The sequence below is a fragment of the Reticulibacter mediterranei genome (assembly GCF_016587455.1).
Genome location: NZ_BNJK01000001.1, coordinates 3,533,907 through 3,548,775, shown reverse-complemented (window position 1 = coordinate 3,548,775; position 14,869 = coordinate 3,533,907). Strand labels below are relative to the sequence as shown.

14 protein-coding genes are annotated in these 14,869 nt (G+C 51.4%); 1 reads left to right on the top strand and 13 read right to left on the bottom strand.

Going from position 1 to position 14,869, the window contains the following annotated elements; genetic code table 11:
- Positions 1 to 15: 15 nt before the first annotated feature.
- The 5 genes from K3T83_RS15130 to K3T83_RS15110 all read right to left on the bottom strand — a co-directional run bounded on the left by K3T83_RS15130 (position 16) and on the right by K3T83_RS15110 (position 6,165).
- The gene (locus tag K3T83_RS15130; protein WP_220203805.1) at positions 16 to 660 is read right to left on the bottom strand and encodes a hypothetical protein; all 645 of its coding nucleotides are present in this window, start codon (positions 658 to 660) and stop codon (positions 16 to 18) included.
- A gap of 540 nt (positions 661 to 1,200) precedes the next feature.
- A complete protein-coding gene (locus K3T83_RS15125; RefSeq protein ID WP_220203804.1) occupies positions 1,201 to 3,063 on the bottom strand; it encodes an ABC transporter ATP-binding protein in 1,863 nt (620 codons plus the stop codon).
- A 15-nt stretch (positions 3,064 to 3,078) separates the two neighbouring features.
- On the bottom strand, positions 3,079 to 4,890 hold the full coding sequence (locus K3T83_RS15120) for an ABC transporter ATP-binding protein (protein WP_220203803.1): 1,812 nt from the start codon (positions 4,888 to 4,890) through the stop codon (positions 3,079 to 3,081).
- 317 nt (positions 4,891 to 5,207) lie between these two features.
- Positions 5,208 to 5,801, bottom strand: coding sequence for a DUF4352 domain-containing protein (locus tag K3T83_RS15115; protein ID WP_220203802.1), 594 nt, complete (start codon positions 5,799 to 5,801; stop codon positions 5,208 to 5,210).
- A 157-nt stretch (positions 5,802 to 5,958) separates the two neighbouring features.
- Positions 5,959 to 6,165, bottom strand: a complete 207-nt coding sequence (locus K3T83_RS15110) for a hypothetical protein (protein WP_220203801.1) — start codon at positions 6,163 to 6,165, stop codon at positions 5,959 to 5,961.
- A gap of 148 nt (positions 6,166 to 6,313) precedes the next feature.
- Between K3T83_RS15110 and K3T83_RS15105 the strand changes: the two genes are divergently transcribed.
- On the top strand, positions 6,314 to 7,312 hold the full coding sequence (locus K3T83_RS15105; RefSeq protein ID WP_220203800.1) for a helix-turn-helix transcriptional regulator: 999 nt from the start codon (positions 6,314 to 6,316) through the stop codon (positions 7,310 to 7,312).
- A 70-nt stretch (positions 7,313 to 7,382) separates the two neighbouring features.
- On the opposite strand, the gene K3T83_RS15100 is transcribed toward K3T83_RS15105, so the two are convergent.
- The 8 genes from K3T83_RS15100 to K3T83_RS57225 form a co-directional block, all read right to left on the bottom strand.
- The gene (locus tag K3T83_RS15100) at positions 7,383 to 8,822 is read right to left on the bottom strand and encodes an APC family permease (RefSeq protein ID WP_220203799.1); all 1,440 of its coding nucleotides are present in this window, start codon (positions 8,820 to 8,822) and stop codon (positions 7,383 to 7,385) included.
- A gap of 161 nt (positions 8,823 to 8,983) precedes the next feature.
- On the bottom strand, positions 8,984 to 10,498 hold the full coding sequence (locus K3T83_RS15095) for an APC family permease (RefSeq protein ID WP_220203798.1): 1,515 nt from the start codon (positions 10,496 to 10,498) through the stop codon (positions 8,984 to 8,986).
- A 423-nt stretch (positions 10,499 to 10,921) separates the two neighbouring features.
- The gene (locus K3T83_RS15090; protein WP_220203797.1) at positions 10,922 to 11,452 is read right to left on the bottom strand and encodes a YggT family protein; all 531 of its coding nucleotides are present in this window, start codon (positions 11,450 to 11,452) and stop codon (positions 10,922 to 10,924) included.
- A gap of 107 nt (positions 11,453 to 11,559) precedes the next feature.
- A complete protein-coding gene (locus tag K3T83_RS15085; RefSeq protein WP_220203796.1) occupies positions 11,560 to 11,838 on the bottom strand; it encodes a hypothetical protein in 279 nt (92 codons plus the stop codon).
- 215 nt (positions 11,839 to 12,053) lie between these two features.
- Positions 12,054 to 12,500, bottom strand: a complete 447-nt coding sequence (gene dtd, locus K3T83_RS15080) for a D-aminoacyl-tRNA deacylase (protein WP_220203795.1) — start codon at positions 12,498 to 12,500, stop codon at positions 12,054 to 12,056.
- Complete coding sequence (gene acpS / locus K3T83_RS15075; protein WP_220203794.1) at positions 12,497 to 13,039, bottom strand: holo-ACP synthase; 543 nt, start codon at positions 13,037 to 13,039, stop codon at positions 12,497 to 12,499. Before acpS ends, dtd begins: the two co-directional genes overlap by 4 nt.
- Positions 13,040 to 13,041: 2 nt before the next feature.
- Positions 13,042 to 14,451 carry a UDP-glucose dehydrogenase family protein gene (locus tag K3T83_RS15070; protein ID WP_220203793.1) on the bottom strand — a complete coding sequence of 470 codons (1,410 nt, stop codon included), beginning with the start codon at positions 14,449 to 14,451 and terminating at the stop codon, positions 13,042 to 13,044.
- A gap of 79 nt (positions 14,452 to 14,530) precedes the next feature.
- Positions 14,531 to 14,836 (bottom strand): MBL fold metallo-hydrolase, encoded by a 306-nt coding sequence (locus tag K3T83_RS57225; protein WP_220203792.1) that lies wholly within the window; start codon positions 14,834 to 14,836, stop codon positions 14,531 to 14,533.
- Between the last annotated feature and the right edge of the window lie 33 nt (positions 14,837 to 14,869).

Sequence of the window (14,869 nt, the reverse complement as noted above, 5' to 3'; positions counted from 1 at the left end):
CCTCCAATTTGTATATCAATCAATTGCGGTTGTGAGCAAGGCGCGTACTTTTGCTTCATCAGTTGCAGTTGAGACTTGCACCAGTAAGCTATTAAGCTGCTCTATGTCGCTCATTTGAGCAACTTTTTGTTGCGCTAAGTTGGTCAGGCGGGGAAAGCGGGCGCGAACAACGCTTACAATGTTATTTCGTGATGCTTTTACCTCGCCTTCTTCTCGACCTTCCTGCTTGCTAGCAGCACGCATTTGTTGGATGATAGCGCTTTGATCCCAGAGGTTGTCGTACATACTGAGCGCCTCCCTAGTTTTGGCTTTTTCTAACTGAGTCATTGTGCCTGTCCTCTCCAGTAATATTAACATATAGGCGAAGAAATCGCCCAACGTTGCCGCGTCATCGTGGTAGACCTCAGAAAGTTCATCAGTTGCCGTCTTTATGAGTTGGCTGTTCGCGCCCTCCATCGCCGCAAGCAGTGGATACATGCAGACGATGTGTTCGTGGATGTATTTCTCTGCTTTGAGTTGAAACAGCGGAATGATGCGGAAATGAAAGGTGGTGATGATGCCGTCTCCGCCCTCCATCAGAAACGGGGAAATGACCATCTGCGTCTCGAACAGATAGATTACAATTGAGATCACCGGCAGGTTGTGTTCGAGGTGCAACATCGCGTTGTAGGCCCAGCATACGTGCGCCCATTCGCTTGTTCTTGCCCGACTCGAACTCGATATGGAGGATATGCTGTTTGCCCTGGTACATAACCAGATAGACCTTATCCGACCATAACACTGGTTTAACGACCTCTATGTTGAGTGTCTCTTGAGAGGTTAGCCCCAGTAAAAGCGCGGGCAGAATATCTTTCGCCTGCCGATCAACGAGGTCTTTCATGCTCGTGTCGTATACTTGCGACTGCTTTTTTTGTTCCTCTGACCGTGTTTGCTCCTGTTGCTCTTCCACTTTTTTGACTTCGCCACAACAAATTCCTAATCTTCTACCATAGAACTATTTTCCTCTGCAACCCCACATCAGGATGCAATGGTATATTACCATGTTATTATGTAAAATACTATAAAAATTAGTTGAAGTGATATTGTATAGAAAAAGAGGAATATAACGCTGGGGAATGAAATGTTTTTTATGTTTTTGCTTAATACAAAAGCACCTGATCGAGGTGTTCAGGCGCTTTTTGTTGATGTCGTGATGGCTGCTTAATGGAGGGTGGCTTGCTCCTGTTCTTCTTCCTCTTCCACTGGTAGTAGCACTGGCACAAAGCCCTCGCCGGGTTTGTAGTCGGGCGATTGGTGGCGGAAGTAGGTGTTGTAGAGTTGGGAGTAGTGGCCGCCGCGCTGCATCAATGCTTCGTGATTGCCCTCTTCCACCATATGTCCACGATTGAGGACGATGATACGGTCCGCATGTTTGATAGTCGAGAGGCGATGAGCGATCACGATAGCGGTGCGATCCTGTAAGATGACATCCAGCCCTTCTTGAATCTGGGCCTCGGTCAGGGGATCAACGCTGGCGGTGGCCTCGTCCAGAATGATGATAGCTGGATCTTGCAACAGCACACGCGCCAGGGCGACCAGTTGCCGCTGGCCCATTGAGAGCGCTTTGCCAGTCTCTCCGACCTCTGTTTGCAATCCATCTGGGAGCGCCTCTAACCAGTCTCCACCACCTATGCGTTTTGCCACCTCTTCTACCTGTTCATAGGTTGCATCGGGATGAGCGTAACGAATATTGTCGGCCACCGTGCCTGAGAAGAGGAAAGGTATCTGTGGAACGATGCCCAGGCGACGATGATAATCGTGCAGATCGAAGCTGCGAATATCGTGTCCATCGATCAGCAGTTGTCCGCCCTGAAATTCGTAGAAGCGAGCAACCAGCTTGGCAATGCTCGATTTGCCAGCCCCAGTATGACCGACGAACGCCACCGTCTCTCCCGGCTGGATCGTAAGGCTGAAATTGGGCAGCACGGTCTGCCGATCATCATAGCTGAAGAGAAGGCGTTGGAACTCGATCTTGCCACGCAATTGCGCAACGGGTTGGCCGTCGATCTGGTGGACACGTGGCTCGGCATCCAGCAGCGCGAAAACACGCTCGCTGGCTGCGAGACCGAGCTGGAACTGACTCCAGAACGAGGCAATGCTGGTGACGGGCATCCATAGGAGCATAATGCCCTGTACAAAAAGGAACCAGTCTCCGGCGGAAAGAGTTTGATTAAGGACGTTCTGTCCGCCAAAGTAAACGACGATGGTTGTACCCAGATTGGCGATCAACACCAGCACGGGGAAAACGCCATTGTAGAGGAAGCCAGAACGCACATTAACCTGATACGACTGCTTGTTTACCTGCTTGAACTCGTCGTACATGTTCTGTTCTTGCCGGAAGTTCTTGGCAACGGTGATACCACTGATCACCTCCTGCACGTTGGCATTGACACGAGCCAGGGAGCGCTGAGCATTGCGGGTGGCGCGTCGTGCGATATAGCGAAAACCGAGTGCCACCACGATGATTGCTGGCAGGATAATACAAGCCAGGAGCGCGAGTTGCCAGTTTCTAAAAAACAGGATCGTTGCCACCAGCAGAAAGAGCAGGATTTGACTGAGCAGATTGAGCGTCAAAGTCACAACAGTTGCAAAACTATCGGTGTCAGAGGTGACGCGGCTGACGATCTTGCCAGATGTAAATTCGTCAAAAAACGACATATCGCGCGACATCACCGATGAGAATGCATCTTTACGCAGTTGCAGAACCACGTTGCCAACCGCACGTGCAGTAAACCATTGGCGAAACAGGTTGCAGGTCCACGAGAAGACGGCTGCCAGCAGGATGAAGACCACCAGCCAGATCGCCGTTTGCATGACCTTATCAGTTACCATCGTGTCGATGCTCTGCGAGATCAGCACGGGGAAGGCGGTATCCATCACCGAGTTGAGAACGATCAACCCGGCGACTGAGAGCATCAGCGATAAGTGGGGACGGAAGTAGCTAATGATGCGCCCGATGAGCTGACGATCCGAATACGAACGATCATATGCTTCTGCGTCCAGACCTTCAAGAATAAAGCCCATTGATTCACTCCTCTTCTATTCTCCACCGGCGGCGGTCATTGGAATGGCTTGTTCCGTTGCAGCAGGTGCGCTTTCGTAGTGCGAGAAGATGCGTTGGTACGTCTCGCAGCGCTCCATCAATTCATCGTGTGTTCCCTGGTCGATCACTTCACCTTTGCGCACGACCAGCACCTTATCGGCCCAGCGAATCTGTGAGAGGCGATGGGTGATCAGGAGCGTTGTTCGTCCCAGCAAGACGCGCTTGATAGCCTTCTGGATCTCGTCCTCGGTGGCGCTATCGATGGCGCTGGTGGAATCGTCGAGGATCAGGATATGAGGATCGGTGAGCAATGCGCGAGCGATGGCGATGCGCTGGCGCTGTCCACCCGAGAGGGTGACGCCACGCTCGCCCACGATGGTTTCGTAGCCTTCTTTGAAACCCATAATGAAATCGTGGGCCTGTGCATCCTTTGCTGCCTGTTCGATGCCCGCACGATTCGCTTTTTGTCCCAGGCCATAAGCGATGTTGTCGGCAAGTGAGCGTGAGAAGAGGAAGATATCCTGTTCGATGGTCGAGATCTGTGAGCGCAGAGCATCCAGGTTCCAGTCGCGCACATCGACGCCATCGATCAGCACTCGTCCCTCATTGGCATCATAGATGCGGTTCACCAGTTTGGTGAGCGTGCTTTTGCCAGAGCCGGTCTGTCCAACGATGGCGATGGTCTCGCCGGGCTTTGCATGGAACGAGACGTTTTTCAGGATGGGCGTCGTACCATAGCTGAAGGTGACGTTGTCAAAGACGATCTCGCCCCGCATCTCTTTCTGATGGCCCTGCTCGTTCTCGTCCAGATCAGTCTCCTCTTTCATCAGCTTCAGGATGCGCCCGGCACCTGCCACTCCGAGCTGGATCAGGCTAAACGTCCAGATAGACATATAGGCTGGGAAGCGTAGATTGACCATTAGCCCCATAAAGGCAACCAGACTGCCGATCGACAATTGTCCGCTTGAAACCAGATACAGGCCATGCAGAAAGGCCAGAGCCAGCGTGATACCGAGCAATAGAGTAGGGAGATATTGTCCCTGAATCTTGCCATTTTTGATAAAGAAGTCGCGATAGAGGGTGGCGTTCTTTACAAATTTGCTCAACTCTTGCTTTTCCTGAGCGGTCGCTTTGACGACTTCGATTCCGTTCACGGCCTCGTTGAGGATGGCATTGGTAATGCCAAACTGCGCACGCATTTGATTCGAGACAGGGCTGAGGCGACGCGAATAGTGGCGGAGCGCAATCAAAAATACGATTGTAAAGAACAATGGCGTGAGCAGCAATTGTGGGCTGAGCAGGCCAATAAAGATGATATTTGAGGTCAGACTGACAAATGAATCAAAGGTGATATCAAAGCCAGGCACGACCATATCACTCAACGATGACATATCATTGGCGGCACGCGCCATAATATCGCCAACCCGCTGTCGATTGTGAAAGGTCTGACTCTTTCCCAGCAGGCTGATATAGAGTTCTTCACGAGCATCGCGCGCAAAGCGTTTGCCAGTGATCTCAGATAGGAGACGTGCGCCAAGATCGGTGGTACCTGCGAGGATGACGATGACCAGCAAGGTGAGGGCAATCGTCACCAGTTGTGCGCGTCCAGCTTCTCCCAAGAGGACGGCGTTAAATGCTCTTCCGGTCTGAACTGAAATCGAAGAGAAAAGGGCATTGGAAGAGAGAGAGAGGATCATAAACCCGAAGGCAGCATATTTATGGCGTAGCAGGTGTGAAATGATCCAGCGTGTAGGGCTGATGCGGTTGTAGTGATATTCATTGGCAACCGTAAATTCACGTTTGGACAAGCGAAACCTCCTGTAGTTTACAGGGAAGAAATAACATATAGATCATTCAGTCACAGTGGTCTGAGCTGCCGGAGTGCAGCAGGTCAGCGCTGTTGTCTCTACCATAGTATGACGTACTATCGTTCTAGAGCAAGGGTTGCTCTGGAAGAATGTCTCGTGATTGCTTCCCATAGTGGTGTTCAAAGCACAGTCCATTACAATATTCTCAACAAGCTTAGTATATCCGGTAATCCTGTCATCTCCCGTCAGGAACTTTGCAACGTCAGGGCAATATCAACAGAATCGTCTATCTGTGAACTGAGTGAAAAGTGAGTAACTCAATCCTGAATATCCCATAGCACTGGTTGCCCGTCCTCTATGGGGAGGAAGCCCAGGATATAGGCATGGATGGTGGCGGGAACTTCGTAGGTGAGCGTTCCCTTCAACTGGGCACCAGCTTGCAATGTACCATCGGGCGTCGGGGCGCTGCTGAGTGGTGTTGGCGGATACGTCTGACCAACAGTATCATGTAGTGTGTATTGGGAGAGGCTGGAGACGGTTTGCGGCTGGCTTGATATATTTTTCATCTCAATATCGATGAGCAGGAAGGTGTTGCCCGGCTTCGGTTTAGCGTTTTGATCTCCTGCGCTGGTATGCACGGCTGTTACTGTTACCTGCCAGACGCCGTTAATTTGCAGTTTTTGACCAACTTTATAGTGCACCGCTGGTTCTGATGGCGTGGGTGTTGCTACTGGCTGTGTCGCCGTTGGCGTTGGCGTTATTGCCGGTGTGGGTGATGCAGGATGAATATTTGAGCCGACGGTGTATCCAACGAAAAAGACGATGATGAGTGCGGTAATCCAGAGCCAGTGCCGACCTTTTTTAAGCGAGGACGAGGGCGAAAATCTGACCTTTGGAGACCGATGTAACATAATCCTTCCCTGAAACTTTACAATCATTTCTATTGAAACATTCCTATCATAGCGGATTGTGAGAAAAATGCAACAGGGGTCGTGTTGTGGGAGAAGGAGTGAAAGGAAAGTAGTAAGTAAAAAATATGGGTATCTCCCTCAAAGAGATACCCGGTGTTTATATCGTTTGCGGTTTTCCATGCATTTCCACCTGTTTTAGCTTCATGCCAACCCTGATCAGGATCACGCCACACTGTCCAATGGCATGGCGTACAGTGGAGTTGGATTGGCCGGGGAAACGAGCCAGCAAGCGTTGTTGCTCGACTTCTTGCTGCAATTCTCGCTGGTGTGCCATTATTGTATAGGTCAGCAACTCGTAGTTCACGCTTGATCCTCCTTATTTTGTTAAAGAGAGCTATTCGCGTTTGATCTTGTGTTCTAAGTATAACTGATGATATATGACATCTTGTGTCAGGATTCTGTTGTAATATGAGGGGTGAAAGTGAGATTGTTTGTCAGGCAGGAAGGATACTATGCGAGCGGATCGACTTCTTTCTATTTTGATGATGCTTCAGATTCGCGGTCAAATCACGGCGCGAGAGCTGGCGCAGCGGCTGGAGGTTTCCGAGCGAACCATTTATCGCGATATCGAGGCGTTGAGTACCGCTGGAGTGCCCGTCTATGCAGAACGAGGACCGGGCGGTGGCTGTATCCTGGCTGAAGGATACCGCACCAATCTTACCGGGCTGACTGAAGACGAAGTGCGTACCCTCTTTATGCCGGGCATCATGCGTCCCCTGGCTGATCTTGGTGCGGAAAAGGCTTTGGATGCGGCACTGTTGAAGCTGCTGGCGGCGCTGCCATCCGATCATCGTCGCGATATTGAACATACGCGCCAGCGCATCTATGTCGATACGGTTGGTTGGTATTATGTCACCGACGTATCGCCTTATTTACACATATTGCGCGAGGCTGTGTGGAATGATCGTAAGGTGCGGCTCGTCTATCGTAAGTCTAATGGCGAGATGAGCGAGCGCGTTGTCGATCCGCTGGGACTGGTCGCCAAGGCCGGGATCTGGTATCTCGTCGCTATCTCGCATAACGATTTGCGCATCTTTCGCATCTCAAGAGTGCGACAGGCGGAGGTGTTAGATGAGGCGAGCGAGCGGCCCGACGATTTTGATCTGGAACAATACTGGATTAAGGTGAGTACTGAGTTGCAGCAGTGGACGATGTATCCGGTAAAGTTGCGGGTCTCGCCAACGTTTGTGCCGATCTTGCCCCAGATATTGGGAGAGGCCGTGCATCAGCAGATCGAGCGGGCCAGTCAACCAGACGAAGAGGGCTGGATAACCCTGACATTGGATTTTGGCTCGTTTGTTCAAGCACGCGGCGAGATTCTCGGATTTGGCACCTTTGCTGAAGTGCTGGAGCCGGTGGAGTTGCGGGAGGCCGTGATCCAGGTCGCGTCAGGGATTGTGGAGTTCTACAAAAAAGAGAAAAAGGAGCTAAAATGCGGCTCAGAAGGCTAATAGCGTCACTTCTGAGCCGCGTTTTACTGTTTACAACTGGCTGATGACGAGGGAAGAGAGGCTTGCCGCTTTACTCCTCTTCACCTTCGACATAGACTTTCCGTCCCGCCGCCAATAATTCGGGGGAGCGACTGTTGAGTACCACTGCAATCACGATACCAATCACCAGCCAGACTCCCACGATAGGAGCCGCCAGGTTGAGTGGCGCGGCTGGCAAGGGAACGAGTTGCAGATAGAGAACGAAGAGCATAATCAGCAGCGGTATAACCGGCACTACGATATGACGCAACACATTGAACTCTTCGGGATGTTCGCGCCGATAGAACACGGGAACCGAGATGCAGGTGGCGATGTAGACCAGAATGATCGGCAGGATGATGATTGTTCCCAGCAGTGCGAAGGCCGTCAAGGGATCATAGACGAAGCCTGGGACCAGGCCACAGACGAGGGCGATGATCATTGCCAGAATGATGGAGAAATCGGGAACTTGATGTTTATTCAAATGCGCGAAGATGGCTGGTAGTGTGCGTGTGCGGCCCATGGCGTACATCACGCGTGTTGCAGCATTCACGCCAGCATTCGCATTTGCCAGTGCGCTGTTAAGGATAGCCAGAATGACGATTATCTGGAACGGACCCCAGACGCGACCGGCCATCGTCACCCAGGGCGAGGGATCGCTGCCATATTTGCCGATATTTGCCGGTCCCCAGCCAACGACTGCGGCATAGGAGCAGAGGACATAGAAGAGGCCGATACAGACAGCTGCTAATAGAATGGCGCGTGGCACAGTGCGGCGAGGATTATGTGCCTCTTCAGCCAGTGGTGCGGACGACTCGAAGCCCGCAAATGCTAGCAATACAAAAATCATGCCAAACAGTACTCCCTGCCAGCCCCCCAGGCCCGGAAGGGCGCTATTGGCGGGATTGAAGGCACCGATGGTATTGTTGCTGCCAGCGGTGAAGATCAACCAGAGAGAGAGCAGGACGAAAACGGCGATTTCGATGCTGCCCAGGATAACGCCAGCATCGGCCGAGATCTTGACACCAAAGTAGGTCAGTAGGAAAACGATGATAGCGAAAACGACAAACCAGGTATACCAGCCTAGCGAGATATGAAAGGTTGTTTTCATAAAATCTTCCATCGTTGGTCCCAGCACCAGCAACTGGAAAGGTACGATGAGCAGGTAGGCGAGATTAAAGAGCCAGCCTGTGACCCAGCCGGATTGCACGCCAAGCGAGCGGCTGACATAGGTGAAATAGCCGCCCGCTGATGGGAGATATTTTGCGAGCGAGCCGATGCTCAGGGCAATGAGAGAGCAGACGATCAGGGCAACGATTGCGGCCAATGGGAGTGCAATGCCGGTAGCTGCCAGGGCGGGGCTGAGGCTTGCTGCAACTGCCGAGGCCGGGGCCATCGTTGTGATCGACTGGAAGAGAACTCCCGGAAGGCCGATAGTATTGGGACGCAGATTTTCTTGCCCCTCGGCCTCAACGGAGGTTTCAGTACTCATGAAGAACTCCTTCTTAGATAAAAACAGGAATGATTAATAGAAAAATGCTAGTTTATCAATAAACAGGAACCCCAAGAATTGCGCACCTATAGAATAGATGCAACAATTCTCAGGATGAGGTGGGTAAAGAGTGGAACGGCTGTAGTCTCCCCTATGTCCTCTTACTGGAGAGGACGATTATTCCGATTAGATCCGTCGATCCATTGTATATCATTGGTTCCGACTTGATCTTGCCATGCTGCCTCACTGGTGGCAAACATGCTTGCAACGGCAGCTATGACAAGGCACCCTGCCGTTAGACCTCCTACAAGATATCCCCACTGGTTATTGCCAATTAGCTGAGGTATAGGCGAATAGTATAATGTTACAACAATTGCCAGGACGCAAGCAACAGGTGCAACGATAATGCATATCCACAGGATTGGCATTGGCACAATGAGATGTTGTCGGAAAAATTGTCGATCTCGGAAGTATAGCACCGCTAAATCGACAAACAGAAATGATGTAGAGATAGCCCACATCAGCGTTAACGCTGAAAGACTAATAGTGAATACCTCGTTTGCCAGATCTGCGGGCTTGGTAAATGCAATGACATAAGGGGCTAGAAAGGCGAGCAAGACGAAGACGATGGCAACGAGCGTCTGAAAGATAATCGCATTGGCTGGCGCACGATTCTTGTTCAGCCTGCCCAGCCCTATCGGTAAACGTCGATCAATGCTCGTCACCATAAGCAGGCGCGCAAACGAGCAATTTAGCACGGTGGTAAAGATAGGGAAAAAGGCAATGACACAGACTGCCGCGATATTCCCCAAAATTTTTCCAAAGACCTGATCGATCAGTGCAATGATGGCAAATGGTCCAACGTTGGCTGCATCCGCGCCCTGGACCACCAGCAGTGATAATGTCACGATCAGGTAACAGACAATGACGCCAATGCCTCCAATGAGCAGGTGACGGGGGATCGCTTTGCGTGTAGTGACCTCGCCGCCCATATTCAGCGAAACGTCGGCACCCAGATAGGCCAGCGTGACCGTACCAAACAAGCCGAAGGTTCCCGGCGTAATGGCCCAATCGCGCGTCTCGGCAAAGTTGGTTGCGGAGTGATGGCCCGTCAGCAGCCAGACGATAGCGGCCAGCCCCAATAGCGCAATGACGGCCCAGGTTAGTAACATCACCACTTTGACGATATTGAGGACGATGCGCAAACGCTGAGTTGATAAGAAGGCCGAGAATAACAGAAAACCGATCAAGAGCAGACCCTGCTGCCAGGGTTCCGCCAGCCAGCCGGTATGAAGTCCCTGGATAAATGTGACACCAATGCCGGCTCCCGCCACCATTCCCAGCACACCTGGCACCCAGTAGGAGACGCTGGCGAAGAGGCTCCAGAAGCCTCCCAACGCTTTATGTGTCCAGTTGTAGGTTGAGCCTTCATAGGGAAACATACTCCCTAACTGGGCAGTGGCGATGACGCAGGGAATGAAAAATACAACTGCTCCGATAATCCAATAGGTGAAAGAGACGGCACCCGCCCCGGCTGTGCCAACTGGATTATTAATAAAAAACATAATCATCATGAATACCATCGTCAGGTCTGAGGTATTCATGATTTGTGGTAGCGCTTTTGATGCATACTCTTCGGAAGGAAGCGCTTGCTTTTGCCAGACCTGCTTTATCAAGCTACTTCTCCATTCTTCGCATAAACTATTTGGCTCTCTTTCTGAAAATAAGAACCCTTACTATCGATAGAGGAATCTTTTGCGTACATGGCATGAATTATCGATACAATACAATCAAAAAATGACATGCCTGTCAATTATTATGCCTGAAACAGGCAGTAATTATAAAGATTACCATTACAAAGATAAACTTGGCTCGACTATTTAATCCATACGATAGTACGAGTTTACTAGTTGTGGCGACAAATCTTAACATCGATTGCATATACTGTAGAAATTACGCGATGATAGTGTTTTTTATTTAAGGAACGATATGATTTATATGCTCGAATTGTTTTGCTTGATAAAGAAAAACATCTACAGATCTAGCAAAAGCGCGATCTGTAGATGTCTTCTCTTGATGAGCCAGCCGTGATATGTTGATTAGAGATCGCGGCGGCGCGTTGTGACTGTGTTGCGATATCCCGATGCTCTGGGCACGAAGACGACGCGTGCAAGTGAAACGATGCCCCAGGCGATCAGAGCGTAGATGAGCATGGCGACGAGGGTTGAGGTTTCAAAAACGCTTCTCCCCAACGTCTGATCGTTGAAAATGCCGTTAAAAGCACCGACAAAGACGTGGCTCAAGTCATACAGGAACATGATAAATGCGTTCCCCTGGTTTGCCCCCAGCAACCGGAAGAGGAAACGTAAGAAGAGAATGATTTCCAGTACCGCCAGCACAAAGTAAGTGATGGTGGTGGTCCAATAGCGCGCGTTGGCCCGGTTCACGTTCTTATTCTCAACAAGTTCTTCCTGCTGCTCCACGCGATCCCCTGCCGGGTTCACATAGTTTTCCTGTTGCCTGCGAGCATAGGTGCTATCGCTGGCGGCGGTTTGGATGGTTTGATCGTTGTGGATATCTGGATATCTCTCTCGATACGTTGGATCGGGTGGATAAGGTTGATTATTCATGCACTCTTCCTCCTTGATATGCTGACTATGCCGTAGAAAAAGTATCTTCCTTTATCACGAAGATCGTGGAGAAAAAGTGGCAGAAGGAAGCACTGTTACATGACGCATTACGCTTTGTTTGCGTCTGCTATAAGCGCTTGAGCACGAGCTATCAGATCGTCGCGTCGGGTGATCCACTCGGCTGTGACAATGGTATTTGCCTGACAACTCTGGAGAAACGCAATCCCCTCTCTCGCAAGTTGAACCAACTCGTTGTATTGTGTTTCGGTGATCTCCTGTAACTGGACGCGTAAGATGAGGGATTGCTGTAGCTGTTCTATTTGTGTATGTAAATGTTGTGCTGCTTCGACAGTTTGCTGAACCGTTAAATCTCGCTCTTTTGCCATTGCCCTTATTACCCCCTACCAATAACCATTGCGATCTGAGTTGTTGTGATATAAATGAAAAATGTATACTTTATCAGTATACATAACTGGAACCATATAGACAATAGCAAAAGGATATACAGAGACAAATTCACCATTTGAGAGAAAAAGTAGTGAAAATGAATATTTTGTCATCTTTTAAGTTACGACAAAAGAGACGAGAAAGAGCGTCTGGGTTAAAGAGATGCGCTATCGATCCAAATCGTGACCGGGCCATCATTAATGAGCGCGACATCCATATCGGCCCCGAAGACGCCTCCTGCAACCGGGATGTCATAGGCTGCGATGGCCTCTTTAAAGCGCTCGACCAGCGGTTCGGCCAGTGTAGGGTGAGCGGCATCGATGAAACTGGGGCGGCGTCCTTTGCGGATATCAGCATAGAGGGTAAATTGTGAGACCACCAGGGCCGAGCCGCCAATATCGAGTAGAGAGCGGTTCATCTTGCCCTCGTCATCCTCGAAGATGCGCATATTGACAATTTTATTGACCAGCAATTTGACCTGTGCTTCGCCATCGTCCTGTCCCACACCCAGTAGTACTAAGAGACCCTGGCCGATCTCCCCCACGATCTTCCCATCGACGGTGACGCTGGCTCGACTGACGCGCTGTAATAATGCTCTCATCCCTGTTCCTGTTCTTTCAATTGGTTTGCTAGTGTTGTTGGATCGGTTTGCACGGCGACGGCAATGGCAATGGAGAACTGCGCGAGGTCGGCGATACTCACATCGAAGGCGCTCAATCCAAGCTGTTGTGCACGAAGACGGGCGTTGCTGTGCAGTGTGACGGTGGGACGCCCACTGCGCAACTGCACGATCTCCATTTCTCGCCATGCCACTCCATGTAGACCAGTGCCGAGCGCTTTGCTGATCGCTTCTTTGGCGGCGAAACGTCCCGCCAGTCGTGAGATCTTGCCCCGACACTGCTGGATCTCACGGTCCGTATAGACACGATGCAGAAAGCGTTCGTTGTGGTGTTCGTAGACCTTGCGTATGCGGTCAACCTCGATGATATCGATGCCGACCGCGACGTTCACGCCCTGTGGTGTATGTAGTGGAGCGGGAAGACCAGCCACTCCAGCGGGGCCGAAGAGCCAGTCGGGAATGGGGACTCCAGGACGCCGCACGAGAGGGGTAAAGATGAGTGGCTGATCTTCTTCATGCATGACTAGTTCTCGTCTCCAGTGCTAAGGGTTTCCTGCTCGACAACTTCGCTCGTTGTATCTTCGGGTGGCAATACTGTTGGAGCCGGGTTGGTTCCGCGTCCGATCCCACGATAGATGAAACCGAGGTGGTTCATCTCCGCTGGCTCATAGATATTGCGCCCATCGACGAGGACGGGGCGGCGCATCGAATCACGAATCTGCTGCATATTCAACGACTTGAACTCGTTCCAATCGGTGACAACCACCACCGCATCGGCGTTCTCGGCCACTTCATACGCAGTCTCGCAGAAGGTGACGGCGTCCAGACGCACGCCTTCCTGTTCCAGAGAGAAGCGTCCAGTCTCCATGGCGACTGGATCGTAGGCGCGAACCACTGCTCCCTGTGCTGTGACCCAACGGATGATATCGACGGACGGTGCCTCGCGCATGTCGTCCGTATTGGCTTTGAAGGCGAGACCAAGCAGGCCAATGGTGCAGCCGCGCAGCGATCCGAGAATGTTGGTTAGCTTGGCAACGACCAGGCGGCGCTGATCGTGGTTAATCTCCATGACGGCATGCAACATCTGGGGGTGCAAACCGGCCTCATCGGCCATATGAGCCAGCGCACGCACGTCTTTGGGAAAGCAGCTGCCCCCGTAACCGAGGCCGGCACCGAGCATTCCCGACCCGATACGACGATCATAACCCATGCCAACCGCGACTTCTTTGACATCCGCGCCGAGCCGTTCACAGATTTGTGCAATTTCATTGATAAAAGAGATCTTTGTAGCTAGAAATGCATTGGAGGCATATTTGACCATTTCTGCCGTATAGAGATCTGTTACCACGATTGGTGCGCGCAGTGGTAGATAGAGATGGGCCACCTTTTGAGCCGCTTCGGGTTCGGACGAGCCGAGGACGATGCGATCAGGGTTCTGGCAGTCGCGAACGGCGGACCCTTCAGCGAGGAACTCCGGGTTAGAGACGACGGAGAAGCGCACATCGGGTCGTTGGAGATTATTTCGTACAACGCGCGAGACAAAATCGCCGCTACCAACCGGGACGGTACTTTTATTGATAATAATGGCATAGTGGTCGAGTTCCTCGGCGATATTGCGCGCCGCGCTCTCGACATAGCGCATGTCAGCTCCACCCGCAGTGTTATCGGGAGGAGTATTGACCGCGATAAAAATGAACTCGCTGTCTTTCAGCCCTTCGGCATAGCTTGTGGTAAAGCGGAGCCGGTCGGCGCGGACGTTGCGTTCAACCAGTTCTTTCAATCCTGGCTCATAAATAGGCAGAACACCTTGCTTCAGGCGCTCGATTTTTTCCGGGACGATATCAACACATGTCACCTGATTGCCCATATCGGCGAGACAGGTGCCTGTCACCAGACCAACATAGCCGGTGCCAATAACGCATATAACCGACACAGTATCACCTCTCTACAACAGCCGGACATGACGCATCGCACGCAGCTTGCATCGTCCGACTGTAAGGAATGACTCCTCGTTACTCCTCTACAATCACGAAAGGATTCTCGTGTTTTTCTTCTTCAATAGTTGTGGGTTCCCCATGACCTGGAAAGACGGCCAGATCATCGTCGAGGGTATACAGCTTTGTACGGATCGAGGCAACGATCTGCTCATAGTTTCCCCCAGGCAGATCTGTGCGCCCGATGCTGCGATAAAAGAGCGTGTCGCCGCTGAAGACGCAGTAGGTCGGGCAGACCAGACATACGCCTCCTGGTGTATGGCCGGGGGTATGCAGCACCTCCAGGGAGAGCGTACCAAAGGTAATGCGCTGTCCCTCTTGCAACAGAATGTCAGGCTTGCGCTTGACCAGGGGGCT

Coding starts and splice junctions, on each gene's coding strand:
- K3T83_RS15130 (WP_220203805.1), bottom strand. CDS start 660: ATGTTGCACCTCGAACACAACCTGCCGGTGATCTCAATTGTAATCTAT.
- K3T83_RS15125 (WP_220203804.1), bottom strand. CDS start 3,063: ATGGGCTTTATTCTTGAAGGTCTGGACGCAGAAGCATATGATCGTTCG.
- K3T83_RS15115 (WP_220203802.1), bottom strand. CDS start 5,801: ATGTTACATCGGTCTCCAAAGGTCAGATTTTCGCCCTCGTCCTCGCTT.
- K3T83_RS15105 (WP_220203800.1), top strand. CDS start 6,314: ATGCGAGCGGATCGACTTCTTTCTATTTTGATGATGCTTCAGATTCGC.
- K3T83_RS15100 (WP_220203799.1), bottom strand. CDS start 8,822: ATGAGTACTGAAACCTCCGTTGAGGCCGAGGGGCAAGAAAATCTGCGT.
- K3T83_RS15090 (WP_220203797.1), bottom strand. CDS start 11,452: ATGAATAATCAACCTTATCCACCCGATCCAACGTATCGAGAGAGATAT.
- K3T83_RS15085 (WP_220203796.1), bottom strand. CDS start 11,838: ATGGCAAAAGAGCGAGATTTAACGGTTCAGCAAACTGTCGAAGCAGCA.
- dtd (WP_220203795.1), bottom strand. CDS start 12,500: ATGAGAGCATTATTACAGCGCGTCAGTCGAGCCAGCGTCACCGTCGAT.
- acpS (WP_220203794.1), bottom strand. CDS start 13,039: ATGCATGAAGAAGATCAGCCACTCATCTTTACCCCTCTCGTGCGGCGT.